This is a genomic window from Planctobacterium sp. AWM4_229 (assembly GCF_056160305.1).
In genome coordinates this window covers 106,660-123,831 of the sequence record NZ_JBSWWX010000009.1, presented here as the reverse complement: position 1 = coordinate 123,831, position 17,172 = coordinate 106,660, and the positions used below count along the sequence as shown (strand labels likewise).

The window sequence follows — 17,172 nt, the reverse complement described above, 5'->3', positions numbered from 1 at the left end:
AGACTAAAGTTTAATTGAGCTTTGTGGCCGTTGATTCGATCATAAGGGGCGGCTATGACGGGGCAAGGAAATGAACAAACAAATTCTCGAATCGGTTATCACTTTAACCGATAACAAAGATCTCGATTCAGTCGGCATCAGTTTATTGTCTACCATTGCTGAATATGTCTATTTCGAAAAAGCCTGTTTGTACGAGTTAGAACGCAGTTGGCCCAATCCTGTCATCAACATCATTCTGGAACTCAAAGTTCAATCTGAAGAGCCTCATTTTGTCTGGCATGCCAATCAGCGAATGGACACCCCGTCCATGCAGTTGGTTACCTCCATTGATAGTTTGAAGCGTTCTGTGACTGAAAATCGCAATGGAAAAACTGAGCTATGGGTGCCGGTAACCGGGGCGGAGAGCAAGCTAGCACTGCACCTGGTGGCCGAAGATATTACCTCTGAGAATAAGTCATTGATCAGTGCATTTGCGCGGATTTATGGTAATTACCTTCGGGTGCTGGTGGAAAGCGAGAAAGATAAACTCACAGGATTGCTCAATCGCCATTCCTTTGAGCGCCATTTGCGTCAGATGTTGTCCAAGCAAGCCCACAGACAGAAAAAGTTACAACAAGAAATTCCGCAACGAGTTTCTCACCCTGAGGACAAACCTTGGTTAGTGATCATCGATATTGACCACTTTAAAAAAGTAAATGATGTGTTTGGTCACGTTTGTGGGGATGAGGTGCTGTTAACCCTGTCGCAAAAAATGGCAGGCTATTTTCGCTCGTCTGATTACGTCTTTCGTTTTGGTGGTGAAGAGTTTGTGATAATCATGGAGCCTGCCACGCGCTCTGATGCCTTCAAAAAACTGAACGACTTTCGCAAGAACGTTGAAGAAGATCGTTTTCCCCTCGTAGGCAAGATAACTATCAGTGTCGGATTTGCCGAAGCCTCTCAAGAAGAGTATGAGCAAGTGCTTGTGGAACGCGCCGACAAGGCCCTTTACTACGCTAAAGAGCATGGCCGCAATGCTGTTTATTGTTATGAACAGTTGGTGGAAGATGGACGCTTATCAGAACAGCCCATCGTGGTAGATGATTCCGAAATTGATTTATTCTAAAAAATACCGTGTCGACTCTGTGTTTTTGCTCATAGTGTGTTATCCAAAAGTAGATTTTGGGAAAACACTGTAGCAAATCGTGTAGCGCTGTTTATTTTTCGATGGTGGCTGGCATCGATGAGCTAACCGGGTGGGATCGAATACAAGTAAATCTCCAGCCGCAAGAGGATAAGATATGATTTCAGGATTATTGGGAATAGTGTTCAAATACTCAGATACATCTGTTGAACGTTTGTCTAGTTCAAGTGGTAAGGCGCCCATTTCTCCGAGTTTGTTACTAGTAGGTTCGTCAATCATAAGCGTGTTACAGTCATGCTCTTCCACTGAATTAAGGTAGAGGAATACTTTTAACATTCCTCTCATACCGCTATCACGATGCCATGTAGTACTTTCATAGGTCTTAAGTGCAGAATCATCAATGATGTCAAAAATTGGCCAACGCCAAACAAATTCTTCTTCATAGAAAGACTCCAGGAAGGCACTAACTTCAGATGAAAAAACTAATCCCGCGAATTTATCGATATAACAATCGAGCAATTCAGTGCGTTTCTCATGGTCGCAAGTAATCAAGTTTTCAATCGTTTCCCTGCAGAGGTGAGACTGTACAGCATTAGCCAGATGTGTTGTATACAGTTTCTTTAATTGATTAAGTTGTTGTTTATACTTCATATTTTAATCTTGGAAGTGTTTTTCACACACGTGATATTTGCCAATCGCAATTTACCGCACTACATGTGACTTATGGCGATGGTTTGATTTAAAGCCTTTAGTTCCTGATTGCTCAACCTGCCATAGGTATCTAAAAACCAGGTCTCGAATCGAGAAAAACACGGCGGGTGAACGGCTAATACTTGCTCTATGCTGCTCTGCAGATCGGCCTTATAGGCATCAATCATGGTAAGTACGTTATCCCATTTTAACCAAGTTTGCAGAGACTTGTGTTCTTCATTTCGTCTGGGCCTGTGAAAGTCCCATAGCACGTTGTGCCAGAATACGTAGAGATAAGGTGTACCTGATTGCGTTTCTATTGCCAGATTTTCCGGTGGTAATGGCGCCTGATAGAATGGGAGTGTAAATGTAAATCCCGGGTTTTCTTCCATTGAGTATCGGTATGGAATGGCTCTCTCTTGTGTCAAATCTAAATAGCGATAAGAAAAGTCGGTGGTAATTTCAATTTCGTTACGTCTAAGATGGTGTTCTCCATAGGTGTGTACTTCTGTGGATATGACTAATTGGGTGAAGGTTTTATTGTCATCATTGCCAAGCAAAATATTGCCATCAAAATAAGGTTTGTCTTCAGCTGATAGTTGCTGACTAGTTGATTTGTTCAGCGTGAAAATCGTGCCGAGCTCGGAAATTTCATTGTTGCGCAAAAGTGTGGCGCTGATGGTAATTTCCTCTGGAATGAACTGGCCTTCTGGTTTTAAAAACTGACACAAATGTTTGAAAATAGATACCTGAGGTTCGCGCATAAGGCCTCTATCCATAGTCTCAGATATGATGAGGTCAAATTGTTCGTCGGAGGATTTTGGTCGCCACTTAGTGGCATCTGAAGTGTAAGCGGTAACTGCAATATTTTTGAACTGGGCTAATTCGAATAATTTTAAGACACCATTCGTACTCGATTTGTAAATGTCAATGACACTTACCTCAATGGAACGGTGGCGATGTAACAATAAAACCGGGAAAAGCAATGTCGCATAAGGACCCGTGCCAGCATATAAAATTTGCAATGGCTGGTCTCCATCTTTTGCTTCTTTCAAGTACTGGTGAACCCCTCGTTGAAATTGCTGTGTTCGGATATGATTAAAGGCACACCCGGCTGCCAATAAGGGGCTCAATGCAGTACCGTTGTCAGTGTTGTTGTTACCAACAGCCTGTTGGGGATCTTTAAAATCTATTGTTGATGCTGCGGCCAATAGATTTGCAAGTTTGGCGACTGCTGCTTGAGTTTCTGGAACAGTACAAGTATCGCTAACAATCACTTCAGTGACCTTAGCAACTTCTTCAATCAATTCATCTGTCATAGTCGACCTGTAAAGTTTAAGATTTTATGGGGTGAAATTTCGGGCAATTCATCTTCATGCCACTTACCACTATTGGAAAATTAGCCTGACTTGGGGGGACTTTGTATGGAAAGCAGTTAACCCAAACGTGTGCATTAGAAAGGAACTGTAAGGCATCAGCGAACATGCAAAAGTAATGCAATTTTCTGATTGTGATATGAAGTCCAATCTTAAATAAAGACAAATCTTGACAGATAAATGCAATCGTTTCAGATCGAATAATCATCCCATTGCTTACTATGTTTCTTAAGCTAATCACTAATTAACAACTAATTTAGGTTACCTGTTTTTTGGCAGATTAAACCTTTGATAAACGACTTTTCGTTTTATCCGGTTTACTTACTGTAGAATTTAAGAATACTAGTTTGCAAACAATAAATGTCTAATTTTTCATTTCAGGGGCAAATTATTGCTGTTTTTACACATGATGACGTTGCGATTTTTGGAATATTGAATTGTGCCAAAATTAAGCATAGATTTAGATGCACTCTCACGACAAATAGTTTCCCCCCTTTAGGTTAGGATGACTATGATGACAAGGAACTTATGAACCCTATATCTGCTATTGAAGAAGCGATTTCCGCCGGTGAGCTGGACAAAGCCAGGATTTTAATCACAACCGAACTTGCTATTAGCGCACCGGGTTTAAGCCCGGAGGTATGCCATCTGCGGTACCTTTCGGTAATAGTTAGCCGCTTTCAAAAACAGTTTGAGCAAGCTCTGCAGCAGGCTTTAGAGCTGGTTGAATTAACTCCCCACAGTGGCCGTGCGTGGCAAGAGCTGGGACATGTTTACACCGACATGAATAAAGATGAACAAGCTGCGCTGGCATATCGGCGAGGAGTTGAGGTTAATTCAGCACTGATCCCCGCCTGGCAAAAGTTAAGGGGGTGGTATCAGGCCACAAATAATGTCGAAGCCCTGAAATTTACAGAAAAACAGCTGGTTTATCTCCAAAGCCTGCCTGCAGAGTTGGTAAAGGCAAAAGTATATTTGTATGAAAAACGATTTGATATTGCTAATAGTCTTTGTCGACAGTTTTTACAGGTAAACGGTAATCATGTAGAGGGATTATTTATTCTGGCGCAAATTTGTCTGGCGTATGAAAGTCACCTGGAAGCCGAAAATGCGTTGCAAATCTGTCTGCAACTGGAACCTGGGCATACACAGGCCAGGTTAACCTTTATGGCATTACTCATGAATAGCGGAAAGTTTGCAAAGGCTGTCGCTGTGACAGAGAATTTGGGAACTATTAATGACCAGGAAATTCGATTATGGGGGTACCGTGCTGCTGCTTTGAGTCATTTGGGGAGAGTGGCAGAAGCGATTGTGCTGTACGACGAGTTGTTAAAGCTGGACAGCGCAGAACAGCACTACTTTTTTATGTTGTCAGGCCATGCACACAAAACCCAAGGTAATTACGAGCGCGCTATCAGGGCGTATTGTTCGGCTATAGAAGCCAAACCAGACTTTGGTGAAGTGTGGTGGAGTTTAGCCAATACCAAGAAATATCAATTCAGCGTCGAACAGATAGGGAAAATGAGCGACATGCTTGAGTCACCGGAAGTATCGGTGAAGGACAAAACCTACTTGTTTTTTGCTTTGGGCAAAGGGTGGGAAGATCAAGGTGATTTTGCCCAGTCATTTCACTTTTACCAACAAGGAAACGCCTTACAACAGCAAGCCATTAATTATCAACCTGAATATTTTGAACAACTGGTATCACAACAAACGTTTCATTGCCGCCAAAGCTTGTTCAACCAGATCAAGTCGGCAGAAAATGAAGGGCCGGTACCGATATTCATCGTTGGTTTACCCCGCTCTGGTTCCACTTTGCTGGAGCAGATATTAGCCTCACACTCCATGGTGGATAGCACCATGGAGTTGCTAAATGTGCAAAGTATTATTAACCGAGTTTTTAATAACCAAGAGCATTATGCTGGTTATTTGTACCAGTTGACACCAGAGCAGTTAAAACAGATGGGAGAGACCTATCTCACAGAAACCCGGGACTTTAGAAAGGGAGCTCCTTACTTTATTGATAAAATGCCCAATAACTTTAAGCACATTGCTTTAATTAAATTAATGCTGCCCAATGCTATCTTCATAGATGCGCGCCGAGATCCGATGGCCGCTTGTTTTAGTTGCTTTAAACAGCTGTTCGCAACGGGGTATCACTTTAGCTATAGCCTTAACGGCTTAGGTAAATACTACAACGACTATCTTCGCTTGATGAACCATTGGGATAAGGTTTTGCCCGGTGAGGTATTAACGGTCCAATATGAAGAGGTGGTGAATAATCTTGAGTTTGAGGTGCGCAGACTTCTGAACTTTTGTGGATTACCGTTTGAAGAGGCTTGCGTTGCTTTTCATCAAACCAACAGAAACATTCATACCCCGAGTTCCGAGCAAGTTCGCCAACCGATTTATCGCTCTGGACTTGAGCAGTGGCGAAATTTTGAAAGTCATCTGGCTCCTCTGAAGGCGATATTAGTGACAGAATAATTTGCTTTTTTCAGGTTTAAACTCGAAGTAAGAAAGGATAACTGAGCATGGCAATATGTTGTTTCGTGATATCACCGGGGCGTTGCGGCACTCAGTGGTTAGCGCATAATTTAAATCAACAGTTGGCTCATTCATATCGGGTGGAACACGAACCCATACATCTTCTTTATGCGCCACATGTTAATTCCGGGGGGAATCCTCTTGAACACAATGGCAAAGAGATTCAAGGGCATGTAGAGTCCATCCGATTGACGTTGCAGCAGGGGAACAATTATGTTGAGTGTGGCTATCCGGGCTGGCGGCACATTGAGTGGATTGCGTCTGAGCTAAGGCAAACAATGGATGTTGAGCTGAAAGTAATACAGATCACCAGAGAACCTGTATCCAATGCGCTTTCATTGATAAAGATAAATGCCTATGTTCCTCCTTTATTACCTCATCAATCATATAAGTCCTTGTTGGAACCAGATTCTGACGGGGTCGCCTTTGGTTATATTAGCGATGTATGGCATGAATTTAGTCCGGTGGATAAATGCCTGTATTACTATTGTGAACAGCATCATTACGCCCGTCAGCTCGAGCAAAAAATGCCCAAGAGTAACTTTTTGAAGCTAGACTATGATTCGATGTTTTGTGGCTCTGAGCTGACAAAGGTTGTTCGGTTTCTGGGAGGAGAAGCAAATTCAGCGAGTTATGAGCTTGAGCGCGTTGATAATTTCAGTAGTTTTATAGCACCGCCAGTTTCAAAAAACGTGCATCCTCAAATTGCCAAACTATTGCAACAGCTTTCAATATCCGGCCCTAATGAACAATGATTGACGACGACACTAAAGTTATTTTTATTGAAAATCCCAAAAGCGCCAGTACGGCCGTACGAAGAGCAATGACAGGGGTAGATTATATGGGGCGGGATGACCCTCGAGTGGGTACCGTGAGCCATCAAGTTCCTGCAGTTATCGCTAAAAAATATCCTAAGCAATGGCAGGCGTATCGCTCTTTCGTAGTGGTGAGAAATACTTGGGACAGGGCTTTATCCATATTTCGTTTTTATCGCTACTCTCTTGAGGCTGATAGCTACCAGAGATATAGCTTCGATAGCTGGGTCGCTGCGGGGTGTCCGGCGCCTCAAGAATCAATTCACAGAGCTATTTTACCTTACTCTGAAAATACAGAACACACATTCAGTCAGTTGCAATACACTCAAGGCGTAGACCATGTTATCAGGCTGCACTGTACAGAACCCATTAACCGAGCGAAAGAGTTGCAAAGGGCTATGGCCAGTCTTGCACAAAAGTGGCAGTTTCAGTTATTTCCAGTCAGACATGACGTTAATCATTCCGCCGGACATACCTACATCCAGCGTTGGTCACCTGAGACAATCAAGAATATTGGGCAACTATTTGCAGACGAAATACGTTATTTTGGATTTCAGGCACCGGAGGAAGAATGATCGAAGAAAAGCAATTAAATCTCATAGCCAGGAAGATAAATGAGTCGCTTTCGAAACCCCTTAGTGACGTTAAAGGGCGGCAATTATTGACGGAGATATTTGACGAATTGTATGCCGCATCGAAACAGGAATTATTTACTGGAGAAGATGAGTTCGGTGACTTTGGGCTTAAACTGTGCAGCTCTTCGGCGGCCGGGTGTATGCCTGATTATTATCGCACGGTAAAATATTGGCAGGCTTTGCTGAATAACGTCAATCGCAGGAACGATAATTCGGTCATTAGAGTGTTATACCCCGGTTGTGGCCCGTTTGCTACCCTGGTATTACCCATATTGGCTTTAAGATTAAGCGCGCCAATCGAACTAGTGCTATTGGATGTGTCTGAAACGTCCTTGGAAAATGCGAAACACCTATGGCAATCTCTCAATAAACCTAATTTAGAGGTGACTTTTGTTCAAAGTGATGTACTTAAATATCACGATCACTTGCCCTATGATATTGTCATTTTTGAGTGTCTAACGAAGGCCTTAGAAGCAGAGGCTCAAGTGGCGATTACCCTGCATGTTTCAAAGCTGCTGAAGGATACAGGTAGGTTGATTCCTCATAGCATAGAATGCCACCTGGTCGGCACCTCCTTGAAAGGGGAAGTGGAACAATTACTTAAGCTTACCGATAAAACAGATGCTGCTATTACTGGAATGCTAATGCCTTTTCGTAGGCACAAAGTGGCGCTTTTAAAACTGGACCAGCATACTTATAAAGTGGCGCAGATTGAGTCAGATAATATATTGCTCGGGCAATTCGACTTAACGGTTTTCGCCGCCAAACGAGACTTGGTAATTACCACCATTTTGCGTTTGGACGATGCAATCACAATAGAAGAGTATCAATGCGGATTGACATTTCCCACAGATGTAGACTGGCAATCAGAGGGGCGGGGAATTGTAAATGTGAATTACTGTTTGAGACCCGTGCCAAAGTTCTATATCGCTGATGAAACTGGCGTAAACCAGTCTTAACAACGAAGCCAGTGTAGCATTGATGGAAAGCCACCTCGGGGATCATTGAAGTTATTACACATGCCCCAGAAAGCAAGCATTGGGTGTCCAAAACCCGAACTGTTTGCAAAGGCTTCTATGTAGTTTAATGAGGCTCCTTTATATCCATTTTTGTGGAATACCACTTCAGGTGGGATATTCAGGTGTTTGATAGCTGCCCATGACCATGCGATTGCTGCCATTTCTTCAGCGGGGCCTTGACCGAATTGCGCTACATCATCCTGTAAATTCGCTCGAATGTCGGGCGGGGCAACGGCAATATGTCCCGCTTCATGAAGCAGATCGCCGGGGAAATTAAGTTTGTCCGGTTGATATACAAGACCACCGTTTTTAATTTCAATACCTTCAAGAAATGCATTGTTGTTGACCTTTCCGGTTACTACCGTGATACCTATTCCGTTGAGAAAACTGACAATTGTTGAGAGATAGATGTCTTGTTCATGAGTGGGGGCTGATGCCATGGTGATTCTGATAACCTCTGTAGATATTTCTGATGATGTTTGTCAACAAAGTGAGAGTTACAAATATACCAAATCGGTAACGCAATGTTCCCCTAATCTTTTAGTAAATAAATTTGTAATTTACCTAAATTCATCTAGGATTTAGTAAAAAATTTCCATCTTCACAGCATGGCTTATAAACAGGAAAAGTAAAATTAAAAAGGAGCTTTACCAAAAGTGGCTGTAATCCCATCAAAAAAGCTTCCTATTGCGTTTCATTTTGAATCAGAACACATTTTGCGAGAGGTTGCTCAGTTTCCTGCAGAACAATGGTTACCTCATGTTAATACTGGTGTTTATGAAGGGCAATGGGATGTTTTGCCGCTGCGCTGCGAAGCATCCAGTGCACAGGCTCACCCAATTTTGCAGGCGTTTAATATTCAAGGGGGGGACAGCTGGATAGATTTGCCGGCATTGCAAAAAATGCCAACGATTCGTGGCCTGCTGAAACAAATAAAATGTGAGCTTAACGCCGTTCGTTTAATGTGCTTGAGTCCTATGGGGAATATCGCCCCTCACCGCGATGCTGGATTGGCGATTGAGTATGGTGAGGCAAGGTTACATGTTCCTTTGGAAACAAATGATAGCGTAGATTTTTATAGTAACGGCGTTCGTCTGCCAATGAAATTTGCTGAATTATGGTATGTCAATGCCGATCAGGAACATGCTGTGCACAATCGTGGAACAGCACCGCGGGTGAACCTCGTGATAGATTGCGTTGTCAATGATTGGCTGATGGGCCTGGTGACCGACAATAGTCAGTGTGCCTCTGTCATTTAAGGTCAACCGTAAATGAACATGGAGATAATAGAATAAAGTGTCATCGAAAAAAGACGTGTTAGCAACGCTGAATCAGCCTTCCAATAAAAAAAATCTGCCCGATAAAAACGAGTTTATTGAGTGTGTGCAGGTTTTGTTGAGTTCTCCTAATGGTATCGAGAATAGAGATATTGCATTAAAGATGGCCGAGATGTTGAGTGAGATAACGGGTATTTCTGTTAACGACGAGATATTGGCCGCTGATGATACCGTCTTGGAATCTGGTATCGCAATCTCACCGGTTAAGGCCGCTAAATGTTTGTTAGAGGTTACGCGAACTCAAGTGTTTTTAAAGGGAATTAGCCAAGCAATCAAAGATAAAGCTGACAGCAACAGGGAGATTAACATCTTGTACGCGGGTACAGGACCTTATGGAACGATACTTTTACCGCTTTTACCTTTGCTGAGAGAGGCTAAACTCAACGTACAATGTATCGATATCCACCAGACCAATGTTAGGGCCCTAAAAAAGGTTGCTTCCTGGCTAGAAATTGACGACGAAAATTTAGCTATTGATTTGGCTGACGCCACTCAATGGGTACCAATGGACGTTCAGTTCGATATTATTATTTCTGAGACAATGAACACCTTTTTGCAAAGAGAACCTCAGGTACAAATATTTGCAAATTTATGTCAGTTTCTAAAGCCCAAAGGGGAGCTAATCCCCCAGGTGATCCGCACAAGTATCGAAGTGCAACCTGTTATTGGTGGTGAAACACAAAGCTATTCAAAAGATCTATTAGTTCTGGATAAAGACAGCTGTAGCAAAATTCAACAGGGAGACACCCAAGACTTTTTTCACACCTTGACACTCCCTGACTCGGAAATCATTTATCAAAAATTAAACCTGAATACCGACCTGCAAGTGTACAGAGAACATAGGTTGGGGTTAGACGATTGTAGTCTCAATATTCAAAGGCACCGATTGTCTCTCGCCTGCGCACCCGGACAGCAAATAAAGTTTGAGTACAAGCTTAATGATGATCCATATTGGCAAATAGATATACCTAATCTTTTTCATAACCGTAACGAATATCCCATTACCCAGAAGGGAACTCTCGGCTTTTGCTATATACCTCGTTTTTGGGACAAATATCGACGAATGGCTTCTGATGCGCACAAACAAGACATTATTCAAGATGAGTTTGAACTGGACATCAGGTTTATTGATTTACTTGCTATTGATTTGAGAACCTTAATGAATAAATCTCTGGACTTTATTGATAGTTTCGAGGCGTTTGAGTCATGGCTAAAAGCAGAGATGCAAGAGGTCACTGACGAAGACATCACCGAATTTAATGATTTTTGTTTCAGTTTTTCACGGAAATAACAAGAGTGGTATTAATTGACCGCAGCGCATTTTTTTTGAACCATTGGTTGGAAAAATGCCAGTGCTTTAAAACGCATCTGTTTGTTGAATTTAACTGAGCTTTCGATATTTTGTGTTGAATCGCAATGTTGCTGGATTTGCTTGTTGACTTTTATTGAGCTTCTATAAAAGGCAAAATAACTTAAAATATGTAATATAAGGAACACTTAATGAACGTGACTATTCCTGAAGGACTTCACATGAGACCCTCCAGACCCGAAGATGCGCCATTTTTGGAGGAGATACATCGAGCTCAAAGAAGCGACTTACAGCTTATTGATGGCGATCCTGATTTCATCGAATCAATAGTAGAAATGCAATTTAATGCCATGAATAATGGCTATGGTGAGCAAACCCCCAATGCTATGTATTTCATCATTGAAAAGCATCATGAAAAAGTGGGAAAAGCGACAATCGATTTTGGTCCTAACTGCGTTCATTTGGTGGATATTGCTATACTGCCACAGGCAAGGGGATTGGGTTTTGGTAAGGCAATTATTCAATCTTTTCAACAAGCTGCGACTCAAAGTAAAGTGCCGATGACGCTTAACGTGTCGGAAACTAATATTTCTGCGCAAAAGTTATACACGTCTCTGGGTTTCCAGGTTGAGTCACATACGCCACCCAATTACAGTATGATTTGGTATCCCGTAGCGAGTTAACAAATTAACCCGTGTCGACTTGTTCGATATTGTTTGATTTTGAACCATAATTTCGTTCTGCACCCGTTGTTGCAATAACAAAAACCGGGTGCTCGTTCTCTCCCCATACGCTTAACCGCAAAAGCGCATGTTAACCTCCGCACTACTGGCATACCATAAGAACGGAAAAATCTGACTAAACATTTTTATATTTTAAATAGCTTAGTAACACGTTATTGATATTTGAGTATCAAAATATCTAAATAAATTTATGATAATGGTTAGTGTAATTTAATGTAATTGTATTATTTTGGGAAATTTATAGATTAAAACTTGGTTATATTGGAAAAGCTCTACTATCTTTATTCCAATCTATGGTGGACTGTCGAGGAAAGTGAATGTCAAATTTTAATTTAACCACCCTAAATGGGATGGATGGCGAAGTAGTGGAAGTGTCTGTCGCAGGCGCTAATGCTCCGTTCAGGGCGAAGATAACAGAAGTTAAGGAAGCTCCCACGAATGGTGATAAATGGGAATCGTTTGTTGTTCGTATGGATGTAATAGATGAGCCGCCAGTGGAACCCGAACAAGGGGACTATGACCTGTCTCACGAGAAGTTTGGGGACGAGCCAGTCAGGCTGTTTTCCAGCCCGAATAGCGCCACTGAACTGGAATTTGTTATTTGTCGTGATCGCAACCCCTCTTAAACAATCAAGGAGAATATTATGTCAGATCCTTTTATGAGCATGATAAGCATGAACGGGATGAGCTGGGCACCCGTTGATTATGCCTTGTGTAATGGCGCTGTTATGCAAATAACAGAGCATCAGGCCCTTTTTGCGCTGATGGGGAATGCTTTTGGTGGTAATGCTCGAACCACCTTTAATTTGCCCGATTTCCGCAGTAGAACACCGGTTGGTACAGGTACCAGTACGCAAGACGGTAATGTTTATAATCGCGGTGCGATTGGCGGGTTCGAGAATGTCACGTTGACTCAATCTACAGCGCCAGCTCACAGGCATGATGTGAGTTGTATGTCGGTTCAAGGTACAACGAGTAATCTCCAGGGGGATGCCTACGCACAACCTCAATTTAATGGTGCTCCGTTGACGGCTTATACGTCATCTGTAGCAAATATTGTAGAGTTTAATCCTGCTGCGCTTCCTACTTCAGCTGGTGGCTCACAGTCTCACTACAATATACAACCTTATCAGGTTATTAACTTTATTATCGCTATTTCCGGGGCTTTCCCGTCGCGTAATTAGATTAAGGAGAAAATTATGTCAGATGCTTATACAGCTGAAATCAGAATGATGGCGAGCAATTTTGCTCCGCGCCATTGGGGATCCTGCTCTGGTAGTTTACTTGCAATTAGCGAAAACTCAGCTCTTTTTTCCTTAATTGGCACTACATACGGTGGTGATGGTAGAGTAAGTTTTGGATTACCTGATTTAAGAGGCCGCCTGCCGGTTAATTTTGGACAGGGACCAGCTCTGTCCAACTACATTTTAGGAGCAAGAGCGGGGGTTCAAACAGTGGCTCTTACGACAAGCCAAATACCTGCGCATACCCACGCTTTGCAGGGGTCAACGTCAAGCGATACTTCTGATGAACCAACTGGCCATCTGCCCGCTAAAGTATCGGACGGAACTTTTTATTCGACTGACACAACTACTGAAATGGAAAGTTTTGCAGAAGGCCTTGTTGAGAATGCCGGGGGAGGCCAAGCTCACCATAATATGATGCAATATCTCACCGTCACATTTGTTATGTGCTTGACCGGTCTTTATCCACAAAGAAACTAGAGAGGAATTAATTATGGCAGATCCATTTATTGCACAGGTTCAGATGTGGGCAAATAATTTTAACCCAAGAGGCTGGGCGTATTGTTATGGGAGTTTAATGAATATCTCCCAGAACACCGCATTGTTCTCACTAATAGGTACTACCTACGGTGGTGATGGCCGGGTGAGTTTTGGGGTTCCTGATTTTCGTGGGCGAGCGCCAATGAACTGGGGAACAGGACCCGGATTAACCCCAAGGTATTGGGGAGAATTTGGTGGTTATACAAGTATAGTGCTCAATGAGCTGCATATGCCTTCGCACAATCACGGTACGCTGGTTGGTCAAAAGGAACCCGCAAATTCCACTGAAGATACGCCTGGTCCTACAGTTGTCCCTGCCAGACGTAAGGATAGTGGTAGCATTTCGTATCGAGCCTATGCTCCATATGATGCGGCAACGTCCACCAGTATGAGCGAGAATATCACTTCCGTTTATGGTGCGAGCCAGGGGCATGAGAATCGGCAACCTTTTCTTAGTGTTAACTTTTGCATAGCAATGTTAGGTATGTATCCTTCCCGAAATTAATAAAACGGGTACTAATTGCTAGTTCCTGCTTAGTCTCAAGTAGGGCATAAAAGTGAAAGTATAATGCCGGTCAGTTTAACTGACTGGCGTTTTCTATAAGAGCGTTAACAGGTTTTCGATTTTATCTATTTCGAACTAGTGCTACCTTCCTGTCGTGCAGTCATATGATAGGCCCTAAGTTGCATCATAATCGAGTTGCAAAGTATTGCTAATATTCCATGGTATGCTGGTCGGATTGTCATTCGGGATGCAATACACAGACTGGAGCAGCCACCAAAGCCAAACTGATTAGCCCTTTAAATTATAATTACCTTGGGGAACCGTGATACCTAACCGATTGCCTTACGCAGCCTCAGGCCTCTCTTGGCGCTGGTAAAAAAAGTATCAAGAAGACGTCTTTGCTTTGTATCTGTTTCGAGCCTGTTGAAATAGCACATAAAAATCCGGTTCTATTAGAGCTCAAGACTTTTGTCATCTTACATCAGTGTCATTTTCGCAGCGGACTGGTACTAAGTGAAAGCTTTAATTAAAGTATTTGTGATGTGTGGTTGTAGTATACTTGTGTAAAATTTAAAAGTGGGACAAGCACGGATCCAAATCTCAATATGAAATACTTTTCAGCAGGAAATCCTCGCGTTGTGTTGAGTTTTCTCATTAATCCAAGAAGACTATTCAGCCTTTTGTTTTTTGTTGTATTGAATGGGATTGACGTAAATTCTGCCTCTGCTGAAATGTGGCATTTCAAGGACGGTAAACAGCATTTTCAACTGGAGGCTATTGAACCCGAGGCGGCAAATCAAAAGCAGGCAAAATACGTTGATTTAGTGAGTGGAAGAGAACTCTTATTGGCGAGCAGGCTGGTAATTGCTTTTACGGGAGACTCTGAGGTCATTAATAACTTCATTTCCGAAGACGAAAACACGCAACTTATCACTCAATACCCAGCAACAGAATCGAACCACAAAAAGAGCAAGCACGTTCACCAAATATGGCTGATAAATTATGAGAAACTAGCAGATACCAGGCTTGCCATGTTGCGCTGGCAGGCAAAACAGAAGACAAACAAAAATGTGAGTATTTTGGTGCAGCCTGACCTCATTATGCTGCGTAGGCAGAAAGCTCCCATAATCAAGTTACATGACGATTTGCAGGAAAGGTCAAATAGCTTTGATGCTATTAAATTATTTGCATTAACGCAATGGCATCAATTTATTGGGGCCAGGCGTTCAATGATTACCGTCGTTGATGATGGTGTTTTTAACCATCACCCCATGTTTAGTAAGGTAGGGCTGGTTGATTCTTGGGATCAGGACATGGAAATTGCAGGGGCCATTCCTCCCAAAGAATACTCACATGGTACCAGGGTCGCTGCTTTGTTATGGGCTCCGCTCTCTGATAGGCCAAAGTACCATCGAAATGTACTTACGGGCATTTCGCCAACGTCTAGGATGCAGGCTATTAAAATGACTCAACCATGGACATCGAATTTACTCAAATCCTTTGCTCGAAGTGCCTTTTATAAATCAGATGTTATTAATGTGAGCTGGTTATCCGAGTACCTTGTTGCACCGCTTAAACACTATTTGGATTATCTGACAACGGGTTTTAATAATGGAGTTGGCATTGTGGTAGTTGCAGCTGGACACAACCGCTATGGTGGTAAAACAGCGTTTGAAGATATTGCCAATGTTATCATTGTAAGTGCTTTGGATTATCAGGATAGACTGGCTAATACATCGTTTAGTGAACGAACAGACGTGGCCACATTGGGTTATGTGATTACCCGAGACACCAGGGCCGATAATTCATATTCAATTTTCGCAAAAAATTCAGCGGCAACGCCGATCGTTACCGGCTACGCCGCCATGATAAGAGCCAGGTATCCAACAATTAAGCCGACGGAAATAAAAGTGCTATTGAGGCGTTCGGCTACCAGAGTGTGCCAAAATACAAGTATTGGCGAGCTATGCGTACGAAAATTAAACCCAGTTAAATTGTTGTCAGCGGCAGACAAGCTTTAAGTCTTGGTAGGCTGCAATTCACATTGAAAATGTAATAGCATGTAATTTAGTTTTGTTTAACTTGTTATTTATAATAGCTTTTTGTGAAACTATGAATAAAATGATACACAATGTCATGGATTGTATTGTGCTTTATTATTTCAGGTAAAAAAACGTAATGGCTAAAGGTGACGAAAAATTAACTGAAGAAGAGGTTTTTCAGGAATATGATTTTCGGTCAATGTCCACCCCCGGTTTTGCCGGCTTCTTAGAACGCCATAATATTAGTCTGGCGGTAACGTCCTACGATTGCCACCGGTTGATATTATTTAGGTCAGGTGAAACAGGACTCGATACTCACCTGGTACCGGTCGCCAGACCCTTTGGGCTTGCAGTCAAAGGAGATCGGATATCTATCGCTTCCTATTCTGAAGTAATTCACTACAAGCGCACAGACCAGTTACTTTCTAAAGCGGTATCTCTCGATGATAAGTTATCTCGAGCTGATGCATTGTTCTTGCCATATGATCGCCACATCACCGGGTATATTAATCTACACGATATGGAATGGTGCGGTGACGAGTTGTGGTTTGTTAATTCGCGTGAAGGGTGTATTTCCTCATTGGCGCCTGGCTGTCACTTTACCAACCAGTGGTTTCCTTATTTTTTTCGCAAAGATAGGAAAAATAACGCTAATCATCTAAATGGCATGGCCGTTAATAAAGGTAAGCCAAAATATGCCAGCTGCTTTCATACCTTGAAAAAAGAGATTGATTGGAAAGAACTCAATGATCCTTTCAGCGGCGGCATTATCGAAATTGAAACAAATGAGCTTATTGCTCAAAACCTATCTGTGCCTCATACGCCAAGGTTGCATGGTGAATATTTGTATTTTTGTCATTCAGGTATGGGATTGGTAGAGCGAATTCACCTGAGTAGTGGTAAGAGAGAAGTTTTGTTGGAGTTGCCCGGTTACGCTCGGGGTCTTGAGTTTTACGGCGATAAAATGCTGGTTGGTACTTCAAGGGTAAGGCTGAGTAAGGGGGTGGTGAAACTCCCGGTTCACGATATTCTTGAAGAGTCAATTGCGGCCGTTTTTATTGTTGACCTAAGCAGTTTTGCGGTTACCGACTACACTACTTTTACGGGCGACGTAAAACAAATTTACGACATTAAAGTGATAGAAAATTGTCAGAAACCGATTATGCCGGGTGTCCAGGACGAGATATTGATGAACCTTTATCAAACTGAACCGGATAAAAATTACAATGCTTTTGCATAGGTGCAAG

The 17,172-nt window shown here is 42.4% G+C and carries 17 protein-coding genes; 14 read left to right on the top strand and 3 right to left on the bottom strand.

The features are described 5' to 3' along the window. Positions 1–70: 70 nt before the first annotated feature. Positions 71–1,105 (top strand): GGDEF domain-containing protein, encoded by a 1,035-nt coding sequence (locus ACXAGP_RS19195; protein ID WP_475263234.1) that lies wholly within the window; start codon positions 71–73, stop codon positions 1,103–1,105. Positions 1,106–1,144: 39 nt separating this feature from the next. On the opposite strand, the gene ACXAGP_RS19190 is transcribed toward ACXAGP_RS19195, so the two are convergent. Both ACXAGP_RS19190 and ACXAGP_RS19185 read right to left on the bottom strand, forming a co-directional pair. Further along, entirely contained in the window at positions 1,145–1,774 is a 630-nt protein-coding gene (locus tag ACXAGP_RS19190) for a 2OG-Fe(II) oxygenase family protein (protein WP_475263232.1), read from the bottom strand. A gap of 59 nt (positions 1,775–1,833) precedes the next feature. Continuing rightward, positions 1,834–3,132, bottom strand: a complete 1,299-nt coding sequence (locus ACXAGP_RS19185) for an SAM-dependent methyltransferase (protein ID WP_475263231.1) — start codon at positions 3,130–3,132, stop codon at positions 1,834–1,836. A 585-nt stretch (positions 3,133–3,717) separates the two neighbouring features. On the opposite strand from ACXAGP_RS19185, the gene ACXAGP_RS19180 reads away from it, so the two are divergent. From ACXAGP_RS19180 to ACXAGP_RS19165, 4 genes are read left to right on the top strand one after another with little or no spacing between them, the layout of a single operon-like run. Continuing rightward, positions 3,718–5,676, top strand: coding sequence for a tetratricopeptide repeat-containing sulfotransferase family protein (locus ACXAGP_RS19180; protein ID WP_475263229.1), 1,959 nt, complete (start codon positions 3,718–3,720; stop codon positions 5,674–5,676). A gap of 47 nt (positions 5,677–5,723) precedes the next feature. Beyond that, entirely contained in the window at positions 5,724–6,491 is a 768-nt protein-coding gene (locus ACXAGP_RS19175; protein WP_475263228.1) for a sulfotransferase domain-containing protein, read from the top strand. Next, a complete protein-coding gene (locus tag ACXAGP_RS19170) occupies positions 6,488–7,126 on the top strand; it encodes a hypothetical protein (protein WP_475263227.1) in 639 nt (212 codons plus the stop codon). The genes ACXAGP_RS19175 and ACXAGP_RS19170 overlap by 4 nt, the downstream gene beginning before the upstream one ends. Further along, a complete protein-coding gene (locus ACXAGP_RS19165; RefSeq protein WP_475263226.1) occupies positions 7,123–8,145 on the top strand; it encodes a methyltransferase domain-containing protein in 1,023 nt (340 codons plus the stop codon). Before ACXAGP_RS19170 ends, ACXAGP_RS19165 begins: the two co-directional genes overlap by 4 nt. Here ACXAGP_RS19165 and ACXAGP_RS19160 read toward each other — a convergent pair. Next, positions 8,142–8,645: a hypothetical protein gene (locus ACXAGP_RS19160; RefSeq protein ID WP_475263224.1), complete on the bottom strand. Its 504-nt coding sequence runs from the start codon at positions 8,643–8,645 to the stop codon at positions 8,142–8,144. The genes ACXAGP_RS19165 and ACXAGP_RS19160 overlap by 4 nt on opposite strands. Before the next feature lie 216 nt (positions 8,646–8,861). Here ACXAGP_RS19160 and ACXAGP_RS19155 point away from each other — a divergent pair, with 216 nt between their 5' ends. From ACXAGP_RS19155 to ACXAGP_RS19115, 9 genes are all read left to right on the top strand, one after another. After that, positions 8,862–9,464, top strand: coding sequence for an aspartyl/asparaginyl beta-hydroxylase domain-containing protein (locus tag ACXAGP_RS19155; RefSeq protein WP_475263223.1), 603 nt, complete (start codon positions 8,862–8,864; stop codon positions 9,462–9,464). A gap of 37 nt (positions 9,465–9,501) precedes the next feature. Then, the gene (locus ACXAGP_RS19150; RefSeq protein WP_475263221.1) at positions 9,502–10,833 is read left to right on the top strand and encodes an SAM-dependent methyltransferase; all 1,332 of its coding nucleotides are present in this window, start codon (positions 9,502–9,504) and stop codon (positions 10,831–10,833) included. A gap of 209 nt (positions 10,834–11,042) precedes the next feature. Continuing rightward, positions 11,043–11,534, top strand: a complete 492-nt coding sequence (locus ACXAGP_RS19145) for a GNAT family N-acetyltransferase (RefSeq protein WP_475263220.1) — start codon at positions 11,043–11,045, stop codon at positions 11,532–11,534. Positions 11,535–11,911: 377 nt separating this feature from the next. Continuing rightward, complete coding sequence (locus tag ACXAGP_RS19140; protein WP_475263219.1) at positions 11,912–12,220, top strand: hypothetical protein; 309 nt, start codon at positions 11,912–11,914, stop codon at positions 12,218–12,220. An 18-nt stretch (positions 12,221–12,238) separates the two neighbouring features. Beyond that, the gene (locus ACXAGP_RS19135) at positions 12,239–12,778 is read left to right on the top strand and encodes a phage tail protein (RefSeq protein ID WP_475263218.1); all 540 of its coding nucleotides are present in this window, start codon (positions 12,239–12,241) and stop codon (positions 12,776–12,778) included. Positions 12,779–12,793: 15 nt separating this feature from the next. Continuing rightward, a complete protein-coding gene (locus ACXAGP_RS19130; RefSeq protein WP_475263216.1) occupies positions 12,794–13,318 on the top strand; it encodes a phage tail protein in 525 nt (174 codons plus the stop codon). 13 nt (positions 13,319–13,331) lie between these two features. Next, a complete protein-coding gene (locus ACXAGP_RS19125) occupies positions 13,332–13,883 on the top strand; it encodes a phage tail protein (protein ID WP_475263215.1) in 552 nt (183 codons plus the stop codon). A 605-nt stretch (positions 13,884–14,488) separates the two neighbouring features. Then, positions 14,489–15,904, top strand: coding sequence for a S8/S53 family peptidase (locus tag ACXAGP_RS19120; protein ID WP_475263214.1), 1,416 nt, complete (start codon positions 14,489–14,491; stop codon positions 15,902–15,904). Positions 15,905–16,061: 157 nt separating this feature from the next. Then, complete coding sequence (locus ACXAGP_RS19115; protein WP_475263213.1) at positions 16,062–17,165, top strand: TIGR03032 family protein; 1,104 nt, start codon at positions 16,062–16,064, stop codon at positions 17,163–17,165. Positions 17,166–17,172: the final 7 nt, after the last annotated feature.

Excerpts from the sequence above, each read along its gene's own strand:
- ACXAGP_RS19160 (WP_475263224.1), bottom strand. The coding sequence starts at position 8,645 with ATGGCATCAGCCCCCACTCATGAACAAGACATCTATCTCTCAACAATT.
- ACXAGP_RS19185 (WP_475263231.1), bottom strand. The coding sequence starts at position 3,132 with ATGACAGATGAATTGATTGAAGAAGTTGCTAAGGTCACTGAAGTGATT.
- ACXAGP_RS19120 (WP_475263214.1), top strand. The coding sequence starts at position 14,489 with ATGAAATACTTTTCAGCAGGAAATCCTCGCGTTGTGTTGAGTTTTCTC.
- ACXAGP_RS19180 (WP_475263229.1), top strand. The coding sequence starts at position 3,718 with ATGAACCCTATATCTGCTATTGAAGAAGCGATTTCCGCCGGTGAGCTG.
- ACXAGP_RS19115 (WP_475263213.1), top strand. The coding sequence starts at position 16,062 with ATGGCTAAAGGTGACGAAAAATTAACTGAAGAAGAGGTTTTTCAGGAA.
- ACXAGP_RS19195 (WP_475263234.1), top strand. The coding sequence starts at position 71 with ATGAACAAACAAATTCTCGAATCGGTTATCACTTTAACCGATAACAAA.
- ACXAGP_RS19130 (WP_475263216.1), top strand. The coding sequence starts at position 12,794 with ATGTCAGATGCTTATACAGCTGAAATCAGAATGATGGCGAGCAATTTT.
- ACXAGP_RS19125 (WP_475263215.1), top strand. The coding sequence starts at position 13,332 with ATGGCAGATCCATTTATTGCACAGGTTCAGATGTGGGCAAATAATTTT.
- ACXAGP_RS19175 (WP_475263228.1), top strand. The coding sequence starts at position 5,724 with ATGGCAATATGTTGTTTCGTGATATCACCGGGGCGTTGCGGCACTCAG.
- ACXAGP_RS19170 (WP_475263227.1), top strand. The coding sequence starts at position 6,488 with ATGATTGACGACGACACTAAAGTTATTTTTATTGAAAATCCCAAAAGC.
- ACXAGP_RS19140 (WP_475263219.1), top strand. The coding sequence starts at position 11,912 with ATGTCAAATTTTAATTTAACCACCCTAAATGGGATGGATGGCGAAGTA.
- ACXAGP_RS19135 (WP_475263218.1), top strand. The coding sequence starts at position 12,239 with ATGTCAGATCCTTTTATGAGCATGATAAGCATGAACGGGATGAGCTGG.
- ACXAGP_RS19165 (WP_475263226.1), top strand. The coding sequence starts at position 7,123 with ATGATCGAAGAAAAGCAATTAAATCTCATAGCCAGGAAGATAAATGAG.
- ACXAGP_RS19145 (WP_475263220.1), top strand. The coding sequence starts at position 11,043 with ATGAACGTGACTATTCCTGAAGGACTTCACATGAGACCCTCCAGACCC.
- ACXAGP_RS19190 (WP_475263232.1), bottom strand. The coding sequence starts at position 1,774 with ATGAAGTATAAACAACAACTTAATCAATTAAAGAAACTGTATACAACA.